At 72.9% G+C, this 17,919-nt stretch carries 15 protein-coding genes; 3 read left to right on the top strand and 12 right to left on the bottom strand.

The features are described 5' to 3' along the window. Positions 1-167: 167 nt before the first annotated feature. The 5 genes from trpC to ACZ7MF_RS38355 are packed head-to-tail and all read right to left on the bottom strand — an operon-like array spanning position 168 to position 5,142. The gene (gene trpC, locus ACZ7MF_RS38375) at positions 168-944 is read right to left on the bottom strand and encodes an indole-3-glycerol phosphate synthase TrpC (protein WP_471482778.1); all 777 of its coding nucleotides are present in this window, start codon (positions 942-944) and stop codon (positions 168-170) included. Further along, positions 941-1,972, bottom strand: a complete 1,032-nt coding sequence (gene trpD, locus ACZ7MF_RS38370) for an anthranilate phosphoribosyltransferase (RefSeq protein WP_471482777.1) — start codon at positions 1,970-1,972, stop codon at positions 941-943. The genes trpC and trpD overlap by 4 nt, the downstream gene beginning before the upstream one ends. Continuing rightward, complete coding sequence (locus ACZ7MF_RS38365; RefSeq protein ID WP_471482775.1) at positions 1,965-2,567, bottom strand: anthranilate synthase component II; 603 nt, start codon at positions 2,565-2,567, stop codon at positions 1,965-1,967. The genes trpD and ACZ7MF_RS38365 overlap by 8 nt, the downstream gene beginning before the upstream one ends. Beyond that, complete coding sequence (locus ACZ7MF_RS38360) at positions 2,564-4,099, bottom strand: anthranilate synthase component I family protein (protein ID WP_471482773.1); 1,536 nt, start codon at positions 4,097-4,099, stop codon at positions 2,564-2,566. Before ACZ7MF_RS38360 ends, ACZ7MF_RS38365 begins: the two co-directional genes overlap by 4 nt. Continuing rightward, positions 4,096-5,142 carry a class I SAM-dependent methyltransferase gene (locus tag ACZ7MF_RS38355; protein ID WP_471482772.1) on the bottom strand — a complete coding sequence of 349 codons (1,047 nt, stop codon included), beginning with the start codon at positions 5,140-5,142 and terminating at the stop codon, positions 4,096-4,098. The genes ACZ7MF_RS38360 and ACZ7MF_RS38355 overlap by 4 nt, the downstream gene beginning before the upstream one ends. Before the next feature lie 265 nt (positions 5,143-5,407). Here ACZ7MF_RS38355 and ACZ7MF_RS38350 point away from each other — a divergent pair, with 265 nt between their 5' ends. Then, positions 5,408-7,798, top strand: coding sequence for an HAD-IC family P-type ATPase (locus ACZ7MF_RS38350; protein WP_471482770.1), 2,391 nt, complete (start codon positions 5,408-5,410; stop codon positions 7,796-7,798). 746 nt (positions 7,799-8,544) lie between these two features. Next, a complete protein-coding gene (locus ACZ7MF_RS38345) occupies positions 8,545-10,461 on the top strand; it encodes an AfsR/SARP family transcriptional regulator (RefSeq protein WP_471482769.1) in 1,917 nt (638 codons plus the stop codon). 60 nt (positions 10,462-10,521) lie between these two features. Here ACZ7MF_RS38345 and ACZ7MF_RS38340 read toward each other — a convergent pair whose 3' ends face one another. The 7 genes from ACZ7MF_RS38340 to ACZ7MF_RS38310 all read right to left on the bottom strand — a co-directional run bounded on the left by ACZ7MF_RS38340 (position 10,522) and on the right by ACZ7MF_RS38310 (position 16,053). Then, on the bottom strand, positions 10,522-10,737 hold the full coding sequence (locus tag ACZ7MF_RS38340; protein ID WP_003975599.1) for an MbtH family protein: 216 nt from the start codon (positions 10,735-10,737) through the stop codon (positions 10,522-10,524). A 122-nt stretch (positions 10,738-10,859) separates the two neighbouring features. After that, the gene (locus ACZ7MF_RS38335) at positions 10,860-12,035 is read right to left on the bottom strand and encodes an alpha/beta hydrolase family protein (protein ID WP_471482768.1); all 1,176 of its coding nucleotides are present in this window, start codon (positions 12,033-12,035) and stop codon (positions 10,860-10,862) included. A gap of 207 nt (positions 12,036-12,242) precedes the next feature. Beyond that, positions 12,243-12,689, bottom strand: coding sequence for a hypothetical protein (locus ACZ7MF_RS38330; protein ID WP_471482767.1), 447 nt, complete (start codon positions 12,687-12,689; stop codon positions 12,243-12,245). Positions 12,690-12,780: 91 nt separating this feature from the next. After that, on the bottom strand, positions 12,781-13,635 hold the full coding sequence (locus ACZ7MF_RS38325) for a prephenate dehydrogenase (RefSeq protein ID WP_471482765.1): 855 nt from the start codon (positions 13,633-13,635) through the stop codon (positions 12,781-12,783). Between the two features lie 62 nt (positions 13,636-13,697). Beyond that, the gene (locus tag ACZ7MF_RS38320) at positions 13,698-14,153 is read right to left on the bottom strand and encodes a phospholipase (protein WP_471482763.1); all 456 of its coding nucleotides are present in this window, start codon (positions 14,151-14,153) and stop codon (positions 13,698-13,700) included. 145 nt (positions 14,154-14,298) lie between these two features. Next, a complete protein-coding gene (locus tag ACZ7MF_RS38315) occupies positions 14,299-15,093 on the bottom strand; it encodes an ABC transporter (protein WP_471482761.1) in 795 nt (264 codons plus the stop codon). A gap of 6 nt (positions 15,094-15,099) precedes the next feature. Then, on the bottom strand, positions 15,100-16,053 hold the full coding sequence (locus tag ACZ7MF_RS38310) for an ABC transporter ATP-binding protein (protein WP_003975592.1): 954 nt from the start codon (positions 16,051-16,053) through the stop codon (positions 15,100-15,102). A 136-nt stretch (positions 16,054-16,189) separates the two neighbouring features. Here ACZ7MF_RS38310 and ACZ7MF_RS38305 point away from each other — a divergent pair, with 136 nt between their 5' ends. Further along, positions 16,190-17,908, top strand: coding sequence for a sensor histidine kinase (locus tag ACZ7MF_RS38305; RefSeq protein ID WP_471482759.1), 1,719 nt, complete (start codon positions 16,190-16,192; stop codon positions 17,906-17,908). Positions 17,909-17,919 lie beyond the last annotated feature (11 nt).

Below are 17,919 nucleotides of genomic sequence, written 5' to 3'. Positions count from 1 at the left end.
AGTCCCCGTCGAGGTCGACGTGCCAGTCCCGACCGGAACCACCGTCCCAGTCCCGGTCGAGGCCGACGTGCCAGTCCCGACCGGAGTCACCGTGCCGGGCCCGGTCGGGGTTGACGTGCCGGGGTGGGCCGGGGGTGTGTGGGGTTCCGTGTGTGTGTCGCTCGCTGTCATCCGACCAGTTCCTTGATCGTGGCGCCGGGGTCGCCGGCCCGCATGAGCAGTTCTCCGACCAGGACCGCGTCCACCCCGGCCGCTTCCAGCGCGCGGGCGTCGGGTGCGCCGCGGACGCCGCTCTCCCCGACCATGACCCGCCCGGTGCCCACCCGCCCCCGCAGCCGGGCCGAAAGGGTCCGGTCGATCGAGAAGTCCCGCAGGTCGCGGTGGTTGACGCCGATGACGTCGGCGCCCGCCGCGAGGGCCACGTCCACCTCCCGTTCGTCGTGCACCTCGACCAGCGCCTCCATGCCGCAGGCACGGGTGCGGGCCAGGAGTGCGGCGAGCCGTGCGGGACTGAGCGCGGCGACGATCAGCAGCAGGGCGTCGGCGCCGAGCGCCCTGGCCTCCAGGACCTGGTACTCGTCGACGACGAAGTCCTTGCGCAGCACGGGGAGTTCGCAGGCGGCGCGGGCGACGGCCAGGTGGTCCGGGCTGCCGCCGAAGCCCGCCTCGTGGGTGAGCACCGACACGGCGTGGGCGCCGCCGCCCTGATAGGCGCGGGCCAGTTCGGCCGGCCGGTAGTCGTCGGTGAGCGGCCCCTTGGAGGGGCTGCGGGGCTTCATCTCGGCGATGACGCCGAGCCCGGGTTCGCGCAGCGCGGCGGCGAAGTCCCGGGCCGGGGGCGCCGCGGCGGCCAGCTCGGTCAGCTTCGCCTCGGTGCGCAGCGCGCGCCGCCGCCCGGTCTGCGACTCGGCCTCGGCGACGAGGCCGGCGAGGATGCCGTTCATGCCGGCACCTCCACCAGGTCCGCCCGCTGCCAGGAGGCGTGGGCCCAGCGGGCGAGCAGGTCGGCGGCGGCGCCCCCGTCGACGGCGGACGCGGCCAGCCGCAGCCCGTCGGACCAGGTGCCGGCCAGGTCGGCGACCCGCAGCGCCGCGGCGGCGTTGAGCAGGACGACGTCCCGCGCGGGACCGCGCTCACCGGCCAGGACACGGCGCAGGACGGCCGCGTTGACGGCGCGGTCGCCGCCGGCCAGGTCGCCGGGGCGGGACCGGGCCAGCCCGTGCTCGGCGGGGTCGAAGCGGTGGGTGGTGCGCCGTCCGTCGCGCAGTTCGACCAGGTGGGCGGGTGCCCCGGTGCTCAGTTCGTCCATGCCGTCCGCGCTGTGGAAGACCAGGGCGCGGGTGACGCCGAGCCGTTCGAGGACCTCGGTCATCGGTTCCACCAGCTCGCGGCTCGGCACCCCCAGGGTGCGCAGCCGGGCGCCCGAGGGGTTGCACAGGGGGCCCAGGAGGTTGAAGACGGTCCGCGCGCCCAGTTCCCGGCGCGGTCCCGCCGTGTGCCGGAAGGCCGGGTGGAAGACCGGGGCGAACAGAAAGGTGATCCCGGTGCGGTCCAGGCAGGCGGCGGCCTCCTCGGCGCCGAGGTCGATGCGGACGCCCAGTTCCTCCAGCACGTCGGCGCTGCCGCAGGCGGAGGACGCGCTGCGGTTGCCGTGCTTGGCGACCCGTACCCCGCAGGCGGCGGCGACGATCGCGGCGGCGGTGGAGATGTTGAAGGTGTTCAGCCCGTCGCCGCCGGTCCCGCAGGTGTCGAGCAGCTCGCCGCCCGCGCGGGGCACCGGCGTGGCGAACTCCTGGGCGGCGCGGGCCATGCCGACCAGGTCGTCGGCGGAGGCGCCGCGCACCGTGACGGCCAGCGCGAACCCGGCGATCTGGGCCGCCGTGGCCTCGCCGCGCATGATCACCCGCATCGCGTCGGCCGCCTCGGCCTCGGTGAGGGGCCGCCGTACGAGCGTTCTCAGTGACTCAATCATCGGCGCACTCCAGGAAGTTCGCGATCAGCTGCTTGCCCTCGGGGCTGAGCACCGACTCGGGGTGGAACTGCACTCCGTGGACCGGGTACGTGCGGTGGCGCAGGCCCATGACCGTGCCGTCCGCGGTGCGGGCCGTGACGGTCAGCTCGTCCGGCAGGCCGACGGGCTCGACCACGAGCGAGTGGTAGCGGGTGGCGGTGAACGGGTCGGGCAGGCCGGTGAACACCCCGCCGCCGTCGTGGTGCACGGCACTGGCCTTGCCGTGCACCTGCTCGCCGCGCACCACCGAGCCGCCGTAGGCGACGGCGACGGCCTGGTGGCCCAGGCACACGCCGAGGACGGGCAGCCGTGGGCCGAGTGCGCGGACCGCGTCCACGCAGATCCCGGCGTCGGCGGGGGTGCCGGGGCCCGGCGAGAGCAGCAGCAGGTCGAATCCGGCGAGGTCGGCGACGGTGACGGCGTCGTTGCGGAACACCGTGGGCCGGCCGCCCAGTTCGGCGACGTAGTGGACGAGGTTGTAGGTGAACGAGTCGTAGTTGTCGATCACCGCGACCCGTGGCGCCGTGCCCGCGCGGGTGCCGGTGGGGGCGCTCATGCCGCCGCCTCCGCCCGCCGTACGGCCGTGAGCATGGCGCGCGACTTGTGCAGGGTCTCGCGGAACTCGGCCGCGGGGTCGGAGTCGGCGACGATCCCGGCGCCCGCCTGCACGTGCACCTGGCCGTCGGCGACGACCATGGTGCGCAGGGCGATCGCGAAGTCGGTCAGGCCGTCCGCGCCGACGAAGCCGAGGGCGCCGCCGTACACCCCGCGCTGCTCGGGCTCCAGCTCGGCGATGATCTCCATGGCCCGGATCTTGGGCGCCCCGGAGAGCGTTCCGGCGGGGAAGGCGGAGCGCAGGGCGTCCAGCGCGTCCCGGTCCTCGGCGAGCCGTCCGCGCACGGTGGACGACAGGTGCATCACGTGGGAGAAGCGCTCGACCCGCATCAGCTGCTCCACCCGTACCGTGCCCGGTTCGGTGACCCGGCCCAGGTCGTTGCGCCCGAGGTCGACCAGCATGACGTGCTCGGCGCGTTCCTTCTCGTCGGCGCGCAACTCCCGCTCCAGCCGCAGGTCCTCGGCGGGGTCGGGGTGGCGTGGCCGGGTGCCCGCGAGGGGCCGGGTGCGCACCGTGCGGCCCTCCGCCTTGACGAGGAGCTCGGGCGAGGCGCCGATCACGTGCCGCCCGCCGCCCAGGCTCAAGTGGTACATGTACGGCGAGGGGTTGGTGGCCCGCAGGTGCCGGTACAGGTCGAGCGGCCGGGCGCGCAGCGGCCTGCTGAGCCGCCGGGAGAGCACGATCTGGAAGGCGTCACCGGCCGCGATGTGCTCCCGGGCGCGGGCGACCCGGCCGGTGAAGCCCTCCTCGGTGAGGTTCGCGGTCCAGCCGTCCGTCCCGTGGTCGGCCGGCGTGGCGGCGGCGAGCGGACGCCCGGAGAAGACGGCGGGCGCCGGCGCCCGGCGCAGTGCGCGGTTGAGGCGCACGATGCGGGCGACGGCGTCGTCGTAGGACTCGCGGGCCGGGCGGTACAGGGTCATCAGCAGGACGCGCCGGGTCGCGTGGTCGAAGACGACGAGGTCGTCGGCGGCGAGGAAGGCGGACTCGGGCAGTCCGGGCGGCGGTCCGGCGGCCAGGGGCAGCTCCTCGAAGTGGCGGGCCGCCTCGTACCCGAGGTAGCCGACGACCCCGCCGTGGAACGGCGGCAGTCCGGGCACCGGGGCCACGGACCGGGCCAGGTGGGGGCGCAGCGCGGTCAGCGGGTCGCCGCCGGGCGGCTCGAGCGGGGCCGGGCGGTGGCCGACGTACGAGTACCGTGCCACGCCGCCGGAGACCGGCACGCTCTCCAGCAGGAATCCCGCCTCGTCCGGTCCGCACAGCTGGGCGAAGGCGGTGACGGGGCTGATCGAGTCGTCCAGGAACTCCTGGTGGAGCGGGACGACGTCGTGCTCGCGGGCGAGTGCCGCGGCGGCGGCGCGGTGCGGGACGGTGGCGCGGGCGGCCTCGTCGGCCTCCGCCGCGTCCGGTGCGTCCGGTGCGTCCGGTGCGCCCTGTTCGTCCGTCGTGGGCGCCTCGGCGGCGTGGGTGGTCATGCCGCCTTCCCGGCGGCGGCCGAGACCCGGCCCACTCCGACGACGGCGCGCCGCGGAATGGTGACGCGCCATCCGCCGGTGGCCTCCTCGCGGCGCAGTTCGCAGGAGGCGAGGCCGTCCTCGGCGTCCGGGTAGCGGAAGACGGCCTTGGCGGTCTCGGCCACCCAGCGGTACGCCTCCTGCTCGGTGCGCCCCTCGAAGACCTTGACCAGGCCGTACATGTTCAGCAGGTACCGGCCGATCTCCAGCTCCGCCTCCTCGGGGGTGGCGGCGACGGCGGTGTAGGGGTCGTCGATCTCCACGACCTCGCGGTGGTCGTAGCCGGCCTTCTCCAGGTACCCCTCGATCTCGTCCCGGGTGAAGTGCAGGAACTTGTGGCCGGTCGCCGAGTACACGTCGGTGACCTCCTCGAACCACACGTCCACGGGCGAGCCGACGAGGAAGTCGTGCAGGACGAACGTGCCGCCGGGGCGGAGCATCCGGCGGGCCTCGGTGGCCACCGTCTGCCGGTCCGAGGGCGGCACGTGGTGCGAGCCGTAGGCCAGCAGTACGGCGTCGACGCTGTGGTCGCGCAGCAGCGGCTGCTCGGCCCGCTGGAGCAGGGCGGGCACGCCGGCCGACCACGCCGTGGTCACCATGTGGGGGGACGCGTCGCAGGTGAGGATGTTGAAGTCGCCGATGCCCAGGTCCTCGCAGACCTTGCGCACCAGTCCGTCGCCGCCGAGCAGGTCGACCAGGACGGGCCGGTCGCCGTCCGCGGTGCGGCGGGCGGTTTCGGCGAAGCCGAGGAGCTTCCTGATCCCCGTCTCGCGGGCGCGCCGGTTGAGGGCCTGGGCCTGTACGTACTCCACGCCCCGGCTGCCCTCCCCGTCGGCGCCGAAGTCGTCGTGGCGCCCTGGGGCGCTGTCCCTGGCCGCCTCCCAGGCGGCGATCCGTCGCGGGTCGGCGAGGGCGTGCAGCTCGGGGTGGCTGCGCCGCAGTTCCGCCAGCTGCCCCTGCACGTCGTCCCCGGTCACGGTGGGTCCGCTCGTCTGTGCGCGCATGCGTCGGGATCTCCTCGGGTGGGGGTGGACGCGGGCAAGACGATGCCCGCCGGGCCTGCGGGCACGACGGTAGGAGCGTCAACTTTCTCCTCGATATCGATCGGTTTTCGCCCCGCCGGGCCAAGATCCGTCCCTGTCGAAAGTAAGGCCCAAGAGACGTCGTTCGTGCCTGGTGACGGCGGATGACGGGCTCCTACAGTCACTTCGCGGGGGACGCAGCCGAGACCGGAACTGAGCGCGGAGTCGAGCCCGGAGGGCGTCAGGGATGAAGAACCAGTTGGACGAGCCGGGGGGCGCGGTCCGCGTCGGCGGGGGTGGCGGCCTGAGCGCGGCGGAAGTCGCCGAACGGGTCGCGGCGGGGCAGGTCAACGACGTACCGGCCCGGTCGAGCCGCACGATCGGGGAGATCGTCCGCAGCAACCTGTTCACGCGCATCAACGCGATCATCGGCGTGCTGTTCGTCATCGTGATGATCGTCGGACCGGTGCAGGACGGCCTGTTCGGCGGCGTCATCCTCGCCAACACCGCGATCGGCATCATCCAGGAGGTGCGTGCCAAGCGGACCCTGGACCAGCTGGCGATCGTCGGCGAGAGCCGGCCCCGGGTGTGGCGGGACGGGCAACGGCTCGAACTCAGCGCCTCCGACATCGTCATCGACGACTCCATCGACCTCGGTCAGGGCGACAAGATCGTGGTGGACGGCACGGTCACCTCGGGCGACAACCTGGAGGTCGACGAGTCGCTGCTCACCGGCGAGGCCGACCCGGTGGTCAAGCAGCCCGGCGACCCGGTGATGTCCGGCAGCTTCGTGGTGGCCGGATCGGGGACGTTCACCGCCACCCGGGTGGGCAAGGAGGCGTACGCCTCGCAGCTCGCCGACGAGGCACGGCGCTTCAGCCTCGTCAACTCGGAGCTGCGCAACGGCATCGACCGGATCCTGAAGTTCGTCACCTACGCGATCGTCCCGGCGGGCATCGCGCTGATCATCACGCAGTTCGTGGTGAACGACGACAACTTCTCGGAGGCGATCCGGCGCATGGTGGGCGGTCTCGTCCCCATGGTCCCCGAGGGCCTGGTGCTGCTGACCTCGCTGGCCTTCGCGGTCGGCGTGGTCCGGCTCGGCAAGAAGCAGTGCCTCGTGCAGGAGCTGCCCGCCATCGAGGGGCTGGCGCGGGTGGACACGGTCTGCCTGGACAAGACGGGCACGCTCACCGAGGCGTCGATGGACGTCGACGAGGTCCTCCCGCTGCTGCCGGAGCTGCCGGTCGACGCGGTGCTCGGCGCCCTGGGCGCCGCCGACGAGCGGCCCAACGCCAGCCTCCAGGCGATCATCGAGTCGTACCCCGCTCCCGAGGGCTGGCGGCGCACCGCCACCGCGCCGTTCTCGTCCGCCCGGCGGTGGAGCGGCGCCTCCTTCGTCGAGCCCTCCGGCACGGAGTCGGCGTGGCTGCTGGGGGCGCCGGACACGATGCTGCCGGCCGGGCACTCGGTGCTGACCGCCGCCGACTCCTACGGGGCCCGGGGGCTGCGCGTGCTGCTCCTGGCACGCAGCGACCGGCCGCTGGACGCGCTCATGGACGACCCCGCGGCCGTGCCCGCCGCGGTCACCGCCGCCGCGCTCGTCGTCATCAAGCAGCGTGTGCGGCCGGAGGCGCAGGCCACCCTGGAGTACTTCGCCGACCAGGGCGTCACGGCCAAGGTGATCTCGGGCGACAACGCGGTCTCGGTGGGGGCCGTGGCGTCGAGCCTGTCGCTGCCCGGCTCGGAACGGCCGGTGGACGCCCGGTTCCTGCCGGAGGACCCGGCGGAGCTGGCCGACGCGGTCGAGGAGAGCACCGTCTTCGGACGGGTGGGGCCGCAGCAGAAGCGGGACATGGTGGGCGCGCTCCAGTCCCGCGGGCACACCGTGGCGATGACGGGCGACGGCGTCAACGACGTCCTCGCGCTCAAGGACGCGGACATCGGCGTGGGGATGGGCTCGGGCAGTCCGGCCACCCGGGCGGTCGCACAGATCGTCCTGCTGAACAACAACTTCTCCGCGCTGCCCTCGGTGGTCGCGGAGGGGCGCCGGGTCATCGGCAACATCGAGCGGGTGGCCAACCTGTTCCTCACCAAGACCGTCTACTCGGTGCTGATGGCGCTGGTCGTCGTGATCGCCCAGGTGCCCTATCCGTTCCTGCCGCGCCACATCACCCTGGTCGGGTCGCTGACCATCGGCATCCCCGCGTTCTTCCTCGCCCTCGCGCCCAACAAGGAGCGGGCCCGGTCCAACTTCGTCGGCCGGGTCCTCAGGTTCGCGATCCCGGCCGGCGCGCTCGCGGCCACCGCCACCTCGGTCGCCTATCTGATCGCCCGGTCCGTGTACGACGACAACCTGGACGCCGAGACCTCGGCGGCGACCCTCGCGCTGTTCCTCACGGCCCTGTGGGCGCTGGCCGTCATCGCCCGCCCGTACACCTGGTGGCGCGTGCTGCTGGTGCTGACCATGGCGGTGAGCTTCGCCGTGGTGCTGGTGGTGCCCTACTTCCAGGAGTTCTTCCAGCTGAAGCTGGTCGGCGTCACCGCGCCGTGGGCGGCGGTCGCCTGTGCGGCGGTCGCCGGGCTGGTGCTGGAGTTCGTGTGGGCACGTATGCGGCGTCGTCTCGACGCCGACTGAGCCCACCGGGCGGTCGACCCCCGTACCGCCCGGTGAAGAGGAGGGGACGCCCGGTCCGTGCCGGGCGTCCCCTCCGTCTTTCTGTGCCCCGCACCGACCGGAACGACACGATCCGGCCAAACCTGCGCACCGGCGCGAGTGGAGGAGTCGCCTCCGGGCCGCTCGCCGGGCGACCCGCCACGGCACCGGGACGAGCCCCGGCATCCGCCGCCACCAGCGGATTTCACATTCCTTACGCAATCGGCGGCGAAAGTAACCGACAGGTAACCTCGGGGCCGAATCCAGGCCATCGGGGAATAGCAAACGGCGCACTGACGAAAGCCAGGGCAGAGACCTGCCGAAAGTTGAGTGTTGGATTCAAAGAAGATCCGTATTATTCCGACTGCAGGCAGGGGGGAGCCGGCTACGAAGGAAAAAATCCGCAGGTCAGATTGGGCCGGGTCGCAGGCAGCGCCGCACCGGCAACCACGACCGCGACTTTCGCGACGCTCCCCCCTCGCACCGCCGCCCGGCCACCGGTCCGGACGCATGGAACCGAAGGGAAGTGAGGACCCACGCACAGACCAGCAGCTCCTGACGCAGCGACCCGGACCTGGAGGTGAGTGACATGACGACGAGGCCCCGACCAGCGGTGAACCCGGCTGACCCGGCCGTAACGGAGTCTTCATGCCCGTGGCACCCGACGGCTTCGGAGAGTTTCGGCACGCAGACATCAGCACAACTTGACGCGGGGGTATCAAGAGGTCATGGATCTTCGGCTGATAGAACCGATATACCAGAGAATCGGCAATGCGGAAGTCTCCCAAAAGGAAACCCCGATCGCCGGTCTCGAATTCGGAGTGCTCGGGCCACTCGAAGTGCATATGAATGGCCGAGGTCTTACGGTGGGCGGTCCCCGGCAACGGGCCGTGCTCTCCGCACTGCTTCTCTCCGCTAATCAGGTCGTTTCTTTCGACTCCCTGATAGAGGAGGTCTGGAACGGCCGTCCGCCCAGTACCGCCCGCACCCAGGTGGCCATTTGCATAGCCACACTGCGCAAAATCTTCCGTACCGCGGGCTGGGAACGGGAAACCATCATCACGGCCACACCCGGCTACATGCTCAGCCTCGCCGGCCACTCACTCGACTCGCTCCGTTTCGAACAACTGGTCTCCAGAGCCACCGAACTGACGGCGGACAACCGTCCGGCCCCGGCGGCCGAGGCGCTGCGCCAGGCCCTGGCCCTGTGGCGCGGACCCGCCCTGGGCGGCGTCCACGCACCCTTCGCCGAGACCGAGGCGGCCCGGCTGGACGAGCAGCGCATGCTGGCCGTCGAACAGCACATGGCGTTGCGCCTCCAACTCGGCGAGCACCAGTCGGTCCTGGGCGAACTCCAGGCACTGGTGGGTGCCTGCCCGCTGCGCGACCGGCTGCGCTACTACCTGATGCTCGCTCAGTACCGTTCGGGACGGCGGGCGGAGGCACTCACGACATTCCGCGACGGAATGCGGCATTCCATCGAAGAGATCGGTCTTGAACTGGGTACCGACCTCCAGTCGCTGCACGACTCGATCCTGCGCGACGAATTCCCACAGCTCGGCGTCCTCGGCATAGCCGCGGCGCAAAAAGAGCGGCAGCAGACCGTTCCGAGTCAGCTTCCGGAAAGCGACGCCTACTTCATCGGGCGTAGCCGGGAGCAGTGGTTGATGGATGACGTGCTGCTCGACGGATCCGCGCAGAATCCGCCCGCCATCGCCTACCTCACCGGAAGTCCCGGAATCGGAAAGACGAGCCTGGCGATCAGCTGGGCGCACCGCGCGGCGCACAGATTTCCCGACGGGCAGCTCTTCGCCGACCTGCGGGAGGGCGGCCCGCTGGAGGTGCTCCACCACTTCCTGCGCCAGCTGGGGGAAGAGGGTCCGCTGCCCGCCGAGCCCGCGGAGGCGGCGGAGCGGTACCGCGGACTGCTGGAGGGCAGGCGGGTCCTGATCGTGCTCGACCACGCCTCGTCCTACGCCCAGGTACGTCATCTGCTGCCCACGAGCGGCGGGTGCTGCGTACTCATCACCGGCCGGGCCAACCTGGACGAGCTGATGCAGAAGTACCGCACCTTCCGGCTGCGGGTCGCGCCCCTGTCGGACGACGAGGCGCGGGAGACGCTGGCCGGCGTGCTGCGGGACTCACGGGCGCAGGACGTCCCCGAGGCGACCAGCAGGCTCGCCGCACTGTGCGGGCACTCGCCGCTGGCGCTGCGGGCCGCCGCGGCCAGGCTGCTCACCAAGACGCACTGGCGCGTGCTCGACCTGGTCTCCCGGCTGGAACGCTCGGGCGACCGGCTGGCGGCCCTCAGCATCGGGGAGGACTCGCTGCGCGCCCGGCTGGACCGCAGCATGCGGGAGCTGGACCCCAGGGTGGCCTTCGCCTACCGGGAGCTGAGCCGCCTCGGCGACGCGGACTTCGACGCGGCGCAGGCGGCCCGGGTGCTCGGCACGGACCTGCTGGAGGCCGAGGACCTGATCGAGACCCTGGTCGACGCGCAGCTCCTGGAGGCGGTCGGCCGCAGCCGCTGGGGCGGGATGCGCTTCCAGTGGCAGGAGCTGGTGCGGCTGCACGCGTCCCACTGCCTGACGGCCGTGGGGTCCCTGGAGACCGCGGCGCCGGTCGCCGTGGCCCTCACCGACTGAGCCGGAGACGGCGACGGCCCGTACGCCCCCCTCCGGGGACGTACGGGCCGTCGTGTCCGGTCAGTTGCCGGTGCTCATCGCCTCCACGAGGCTCCTGGGCCGCATGTCGGTCCAGTTCTTCTCCACGTACTCCAGGCACGCCTCCCGGTCGGACTCGCCGAGGGCGACCGTCCACCCGGCGGGCACGTCCACGAAGGACGGCCACAGCGAGTGCTGACCCTCATCATTGACCAGCACGAGATAGCGGCCGTCTGCGTCTTCGAACGGATTGGTCACGTCGCATTCCTTCCGGGAGCGTCGGGCTGGAGACTCTGCGCGGGTCGCGGACCCTGCCGACCCCGGTCAAGGTACTGAGACCGTTTTTCCTTCCGATATCGATCCGTTTTCCCGCGGGCCGTTCAGCGTCCGTGGGTGAGGACCTCCGGGTCCTGCCCGGCGGCGGTGTCGAGGCGGGGGCCGTACCGGCGCAGCCGTTCGTCGAGGAAGGCCACCACCAGCTCCCTGGTGACGCGCCCGGCGTCGGCCGCGCCGAGCGTGACCTCCTCGCCCGCCGTGCCGGTGCGTTCGAGGAGCCGGGCGTAGTCGGTGAAGGACAGGTGCCCGGCGCCCCGGACCGACAGCCAGCGGCGCGGTCCCGTCAGGTCCCGCCAGGCCCGCTGCCAGGTGGGGTCGGCGCCGGGCCGGCCGTGCTCGCCCGCGCCGAGCAGCAGGAACGGCCGGTCCACCGGGCTCCTCCCGCCGGTGTGGACGGTGCCGTCCAGGTTGGCCGCGGCGGCGAAACCGGCGTCGGTGCGCAGCGCCTCGAAGGCCGCGGCGCCGCCCATCGAGTGGCCCACCACCGCCACCCGCGACGGGTCGAGCCGCGGCAGCCCCACGGCGCCCGGCGACCGCAGCAGCCGCTCGCGCACGAAGCGGAGGTCCGCGGCGCGGGTGGCGGCGACCCGTGCGCCCTCCGGGTGCCGTCGGCAGGCCAGGCAGCCGGTCACCCGACCGTCGGGGTGGCTGATGGCCGGGGCCTCGTAGGCGTGGTCGACCGCGGCGACGGCGTACCCGCGGCTCGCCAGCTCCTCGGCGAGCCCGGTCAGCGAGGAGCGGGGCAGCGCGAAGCCCGGTGAGAGCAGGACGAGGGGCAGCCCGCGGGCGGGTGCGGGCAGCGGCGGCGGGGCGGTGCGCGCGTGGACGCGGATGCGGCCGAGCAGGTCGGCGGGCACGCCCTCGACGTGGTGGAAGCGCAGGATCAGCGCCGACTCCCGGGCCGTGACGTACGAGGCGCGCGGCGCCCGCGAGGGCAGCGCCGGGTACCAGAGCGAGAGGGCCAGCTCGCGGTACCGGTCGGGGTTCCAGGGATCGCGCCGGGAGGTGTCACGCAGGTGCGCGGTGCGCACCCCGACCGGCAGGGCGCCGGTCGGCGCGGGCAGGGCGGACGCGGTCCACGCGGCGTCGGCGGCCGGTGCGGCCCGCGCGGCGGCCGTGCCGGGGGCGCCCGCGCCGAAGGACACGAGGGCCAGCAGCAGGGCCGCCACGAGGGCGGCACACCGGCGCGCCGGACGACCGGCTCCCATCACGTTCGGCATCAGCGCTCACTTCGTCGGAAGCAGGAACACCGATCACGCTAGGAGCGCAAAACACGAGGTGGAAGCGGCAACGGCGGTTTCATCACCTTGGTCGTCACAAGTGGATGCGATCTCCGTGGGCCGACCGGTGAAGCGCCTGGACTTCCGTCGTCCGCCGTGCGCGCCGGCCCTGTCCTTTCGACAGGGCCGGGCGTGCGGGCGGGACCGTCACATGAAGACCATCGTGAGATGGGTGTCCGCCACGCCCGTGACGTCCTTGGGGCCGTACTCCGAATCGGTCGGGTCGTAGTCGAACTCGACGTAGGGCTTGTCGGTGAAGTGCGGGCAGGCCAGCGGGGTGGTGCTGGAGTCGGGGCCGGACGCCGTCTCCCAGTCGATCCACCAGCCCACGCAGCCGGAGTCCCCTCCGTTGAAGGGGCCGCCGGGCTTGAGGTCCTCGACGTGACCGGTCACCCGTACCTCGCCGTCCTCGACGCAGACGGTGATCTCGCCCCGGCCGTTGTCCCCGGTCTCGCTGTCCGTGACACAGCCGGAGGCCGCGGGCCCGGCGGGCGCGGCGGCCCCGGCGGGCGCGGCGGAGGCGGCCGTCGTCGGGAGCAGGGCGACCGCGCCGATCGCGGCGGTGAGCGCCGTGGCGCGCAGGATTCCACGCATGGTCGTGTCCTTTCCATCGGTGGTGCCGGATGACGGTGGTGGCGCGGGTCCTCGGGGTGCCGGGGTCCACGGCGGTCCGTCGCCCCCCGGCTCAGGGCGAGGGGGTGTGCGGCTCCCGGATACGGGCGCGTCCGGCCACGCCGAAGCGCAGGGTCTCCCGCAGCCGGACCGGGCCGTCGGTGTCCCCGGACCGGGCGGCGTCGCGCAGTTCGCGGGCCATCGCCTGCGCCTCGGCCGCCCAGTCGTCCAACTGGTCGGCGACGGGACCGGCGTTGGCGGTCAGGATGCGGGCCCAGCGTTCCGGGTTGGCGTCCGCGGTCCTGGTGACGTCCCGCAGGTCCTGGCCGGCGAGGCGTACGGCCGACTCGTCGCCACCGAGCAGCCGCGCGGCGACCAGGCTCGCGACCAGGTGCGGGGCGTGCGAGACGAGGGCCACGGCGCGGTCGTGGGTCTCGGGGTCCAGCAGCACCGAGACCGCCCCGCACAGCGCGACCAGTTCCAGCGCGCAGTTCAGGGCGAGGTTCCCGGTGGCCTCGGTGGGCGTGAGGGCCCAGGGCCTGCCGTCGAAGAGGTCGGCCCGCGCCCGGACCGGGCCGCTGCCCCCGACCACGGGGGCGCCGCTGACCAGGGAGGCCAGGTCGCAGCCGTGCGCCCTGACCTCCCGGTGCAGACGCACCTTGACGCCGGAGACGTCGGTGTAGCAGCGGGCCGTGCCGAGTTTCTGGTGCTCGGCGAGCACCGGCGCGACCTGGTCGGGCGGCACCGCGAGCACCGCGATGTCGGCCTGCCGCGGCGGCGGCGCCGCGAAGCCGGCCCCGCAGCGTTCGCCCGCCAGCGCCGCCTCGGGGTCGGCGTCGGTCAGGTACGTGGTCACGCCGTGCCGCCGCAGAGCGAGCCCCACGGAGCGGCCGATCACTCCGGCGCCCACGATGACGACGCTGCGCATGCGTCTTCCCCTCCTCGGCCCGGGCCCGCGCTGCTCGGCTCGGCAGGCTCGGTCGGCTCTGCTCAGCCGAAGATCTTGACGGCCTGGTAGTAGGTCCAGGCGGTGCTGTTGCAGGCCGTGTTCTTCTCGCCGGTGTAGCCGGTGCAGACGCGCTTCATGTCCTCGTAGAAGGCGCTGTCGATGCGGCTCTTGTTGGCGTCGAAGCTGCCCGCCGCCTTGTAGTTGCGGTAACCGAAGTCGTGGCGCGCGCAGGCCGTGTTGAACGGGAAGCCGAAGGGGTTGTCGGGCGCCTGGGTGCACAGGTCCGTGGACCAGTCGAACTCGTAGGCGGCCCAGGCGGACTGGTTCCGGTTGGCCGCGAGCCAGGCGTTCTGACTGGACGCGCTGGTCTGGGTGAAGGAGGCGAGTACCTGGGGCTTGTCCGCGGGGGCCGCCTGGGCGGGGGCGGCGGCGACGCCGAGGGCGAGCGCCGCACCGAGGGCGGCGAGCGTGGTCCGGGTCCTGGTCGTGGTGCGCACGGGCGGCCTCCAAGGTGGGGGGCGGATACGGCTCCACCACCTTGGCGGGACGCGCTATGGGCCCCTTATCGCACCGGTATCGACGAAGGGGCCGTGCTCCGGCTGCCGGAGCACGGCCCCTTCGGGAGCCAGGACGGGTGGGGCGTCAGGCGTCGCGGCGGCGCAGGACCGCGGTGCCGGCGGCGTAGGCGGCCAGCGCCCACACCAGGAGGACCAGCAGCGCGGTGCCGGCGCCGTAGGGGTCGCTGTCCTGGGTCAGCAGGACGGTACCGGCGACGCTCGGCATGTAGTCCGAGGCGGTCTCCAGCCACTTGGCGCCGACGACGCCCATCAGCTGGGGCAGCGCGAGCAGGACCATGATGAGGGTCGTGATGGTGCCCGCGGCGCTGCGCAGGACGGTGCCGAGCCCGATGGCCATGACGGCGAGGAGGGCGAGGTAGACCCCGGCGCCGAGCGCGGTGCCGAACAGCTGGCCGCTGCTGTAGTCGCCGTAGTCGCCCATCAGGGGCGCGGCCACCAGGGTGCCCAGCAGGCTGAAGACGAAGCCCGCGGCGACCACGACGGCGGCGACGACCAGGGTCTTGGAGCGCAGCATCCGGCCGCGCGCGGGCACGCTCTGCAGCGTGGTGCGGATCGAGCCGCTGGAGTACTCGCTGGTGAGGGCGAGGGTGGCGAGCACCACGATGGTCAGCTGGGAGATGAGGAAGGCCTGCGAGGCGTGGTGCGGGGCGGGCATCGTGACGTCGACGCCCTTCTTCGCGCTGGCGTCGGCGGAGGCGCCGACCATGGCGGCGAAGGCCACGGTGAGCAGCAGGCCGACGGCCAGGTTCCACCAGGTGGCCCGCACGCTCCAGAACTTGGTCCACTCGAACGCGACGGCACCCTTGAAGCCGCCGCCCTTCACGGGACCCACGAGCTTGGGGACGGTTGTAGTAGTCATATCCAGTTACGCCTTCTGGTGGTCCGGGACTTCGGTGACCTGGGAGAGCGCGGGAGAGCCGTACTCCACGCTCGCGGCGGTGAGTTCCATGTACGCCTGTTCCAGGCTGGCCTTGCGCATGCTGAGTTCGTGGATGGGAACGCGGTGGTGGAAGGCGAGGTCGCCGATCTCCTCCAGGGTTCCGCCGACGACGAGCAGTTCGTCGGGCGCGGAGTCCGCGTTCGGCTCGACGCGCAGCCCGAACTCCAGCAGCTCCCGCCTGAGCACGTCGGGCTGCGGGGTCCGCACCCGTACGGCGGTCAGCGAGCTGCCCGCGATGACCTCCTCGATCGGCGCGTCGGCGATGATCTTTCCGCGGCCGATGACCAGGAGGTGGTCGGCGGTCTCCTGCATCTCGCTCATCAGGTGGCTGGACACGAAGATCGTCCTGCCCTCCGCCGCGAGGGAACGCATCAGCTCGCGGACCCAGCGCACACCGTCCGGGTCCAGTCCGTTGACCGGCTCGTCGAAGAGCAGCACCTTGGGGTCGCCCAGCAGGGCGGCGGCGATCCCGAGCCGCTGGCCCATGCCGAGGGAGAAGGAGCCGATGCGCTTGTTCGCCACCTCGGACAGGCCCACCGTCTGAAGGACCTCGCCGACCCGGGACGCCGGGATCCCGTTGCTGCGGGCCAGGCCGAGCAGGTGGTGCCGGGCCGAACGGCCGGGGTGGCCCGCGCGGGCGTCGAGCAGCGCACCGACCTCCCGCAACGGGTGCCGCAGCTCCTCGTACCGCTTGCCGCCCACCAGGGCCCGGCCCGAGGTGGGCGCGTCCAGACCGACGATCATGCGCATCGTCGTCGACTTTCCCGCGCCGTTCGGGCCGAGGAATCCCGTGACCTTTCCCGGATTGATCTCGAACGAGAGGTCCGAGACGGCCGTCTTGTCGCCGTACCGCTTGGTCAGTCGGTCCAAAGTGATCATCGCCTGGTGGCTCCTTCCAAAGTCACGTCCTCAACGCTAGGGAGGGGAAAGGGCACGAAACATCTGGCGATCGGCAACGACCGCAGTCGACTTTCGGCAGATCCGGCGGCCGGGGCCGCTCTTGTAGCGTGCTGGAATGCACCGATGGCAGGCCGTGCGCCGACGAATCGAATCGCTTGTACGGGTCCTTGGCTCCGAGCGCCCGTTCACCCGGCGCGCCGATCTCGTGCTGCTGCTCGTGCTGCTCGTGCCCTCCGCGTTCGCCACCGGGACGCTCGGCACGGCGCCGGTGGCCTGGCTGACCGCCTGTCTGCTCATCGCGGCCGCGGTCGTGGTGCAGCGCACCGCACCGCTGCTGTCCCTGCTGCTCGCGGCGCTGCTGACGCTGTTCTATCCGTGGTTCGGGGCGAACCTGTGGCCGGCGATGGCGACGGTGGTGCTGAGCTGCCTCGCGGGCCGCAGACTGACCCGGCTGTGGCCCGCGCACCTGGTGTTCCTCTGTGTCGCCGTGGCCGGGCTCCTGCTGGTGGGCACCGTCGGCCAGGGCAAGGACTGGCTGAGCCTGCTGATGACCGAGTTCGTCGCCTGTGTGCTGCCCTGGTGGGCGGGCAACTGGTGGAGCCAGCGCACCGCGCTGACCCACGCCGGCTGGGAGCACGCCGAGCAACTGGAGTGGCGCCAGCGCTACATCGCCGACCAGGCCAGGATGAAGGAGCGGGCCAGGATCGCGCAGGACATCCACGACTCCCTGGGCCACGAGCTGAGCGTGATGGCCCTGCTCGCCGGCGGCCTGGAACTGGCCCCCGGGCTGTCGGAGCAGCACCGGGAGTCGGTGGGCCAGTTGCGGGAGCGGTGCACGATGGCCACCGAGCGGCTGCACGAGGTGATCGGGCTGCTGCGGGAGGACCCCAATCCGTCGCTGACCCCCGCCGACGAGTCCGTCGCCCAGCTCGTGCGCCGCTTCCAGCGGTCCGGTACGCCGGTCAGGTTCCAGGAGGACGGCGCCCGGGACCGGCCCGGCACGCCCCTGCTGTCCGACCTCGCGGCCTACCGGGTGGTGCAGGAGGCGCTCACCAACGCGGCCAAGCACGCGCCGGGCGCCCCCATCGACGTACGGGTGACGCACACCGCGGACGAGACGGTGGTGTCGGTCGTCAACGAGCGGCCGGAGCGCGGCGGAAGTGCTCCGGCGACCGGGAGCGGGTCGGGGCTGATCGGCCTCGACGAGCGGGTCCGGCTCGCGGGCGGCACCCTGCGCACGGGCCCGCGGGCGGGCGGCTTCGAGGTGTACGCGCGGCTGCCGCGCGGCGCCTCCTCGCCGTCGCGGTCCACCGAACCGCCGGAGCCGGGTTCGCCGGGCCCGGCCGACGGGGACGGCACGGGCGGCGGCACGGTGCCCGGGGCCGCGACGGCCGGGAACGACGGGCGGGCCGCGGCCGGCGCGGCGGACCTGCCCGCCGCCTCCGGGCCGCGGCGCAGCGCCTCCCGGGCCGCGCTGCTGCGCACCCGGGCCCGGATCAGGCGGGACGCCCGGCGGGCCGCGCTGATCCCGGCGGTGCTCGGCGCCGCCATCGTGGCGTTCCTCGGCGGGCTCTACGTCTTCACCTCGGCGACCACGTCCCTCGCCCCCGAGGACTACGCCCGGATCCGGGTGGGCGAGACCCGCGCCGATCTGGCGCCCGCGCTGCCGGAGCGCCGGATCAAGAAGCCGCCGCCGGTCACCTCCGAGCCGTCCGTCCCGGCCGGCACGACCTGCGAGTACTACCGGGCGAGCAGCGGTCTGCTCGACTTCGGCGGCGCCATGTACCGGCTGTGCTTCAAGGATGATGTCCTCATGGCCAAGGACACGCTCTGACCACCAGGGAA

The sequence above is a fragment of the Streptomyces sp. NPDC111628 genome (genome assembly GCF_055635195.1).
This window is presented reverse-complemented; position numbering and strand designations above follow the sequence as displayed.

What these genes read in the sequence shown, in the direction of transcription:
- trpC (WP_471482778.1), bottom strand. Translation starts at nt 944, where the DNA reads ATGAACGGCATCCTCGCCGGCCTCGTCGCCGAGGCCGAGTCGCAGACC.
- trpD (WP_471482777.1), bottom strand. Translation starts at nt 1,972, where the DNA reads ATGATTGAGTCACTGAGAACGCTCGTACGGCGGCCCCTCACCGAGGCC.
- ACZ7MF_RS38365 (WP_471482775.1), bottom strand. Translation starts at nt 2,567, where the DNA reads ATGAGCGCCCCCACCGGCACCCGCGCGGGCACGGCGCCACGGGTCGCG.
- ACZ7MF_RS38360 (WP_471482773.1), bottom strand. Translation starts at nt 4,099, where the DNA reads ATGACCACCCACGCCGCCGAGGCGCCCACGACGGACGAACAGGGCGCA.
- ACZ7MF_RS38355 (WP_471482772.1), bottom strand. Translation starts at nt 5,142, where the DNA reads ATGCGCGCACAGACGAGCGGACCCACCGTGACCGGGGACGACGTGCAG.
- ACZ7MF_RS38350 (WP_471482770.1), top strand. Translation starts at nt 5,408, where the DNA reads ATGAAGAACCAGTTGGACGAGCCGGGGGGCGCGGTCCGCGTCGGCGGG.
- ACZ7MF_RS38345 (WP_471482769.1), top strand. Translation starts at nt 8,545, where the DNA reads ATGGATCTTCGGCTGATAGAACCGATATACCAGAGAATCGGCAATGCG.
- ACZ7MF_RS38335 (WP_471482768.1), bottom strand. Translation starts at nt 12,035, where the DNA reads ATGCCGAACGTGATGGGAGCCGGTCGTCCGGCGCGCCGGTGTGCCGCC.
- ACZ7MF_RS38330 (WP_471482767.1), bottom strand. Translation starts at nt 12,689, where the DNA reads ATGCGTGGAATCCTGCGCGCCACGGCGCTCACCGCCGCGATCGGCGCG.
- ACZ7MF_RS38325 (WP_471482765.1), bottom strand. Translation starts at nt 13,635, where the DNA reads ATGCGCAGCGTCGTCATCGTGGGCGCCGGAGTGATCGGCCGCTCCGTG.
- ACZ7MF_RS38315 (WP_471482761.1), bottom strand. Translation starts at nt 15,093, where the DNA reads ATGACTACTACAACCGTCCCCAAGCTCGTGGGTCCCGTGAAGGGCGGC.
- ACZ7MF_RS38310 (WP_003975592.1), bottom strand. Translation starts at nt 16,053, where the DNA reads ATGATCACTTTGGACCGACTGACCAAGCGGTACGGCGACAAGACGGCC.
- ACZ7MF_RS38305 (WP_471482759.1), top strand. Translation starts at nt 16,190, where the DNA reads ATGCACCGATGGCAGGCCGTGCGCCGACGAATCGAATCGCTTGTACGG.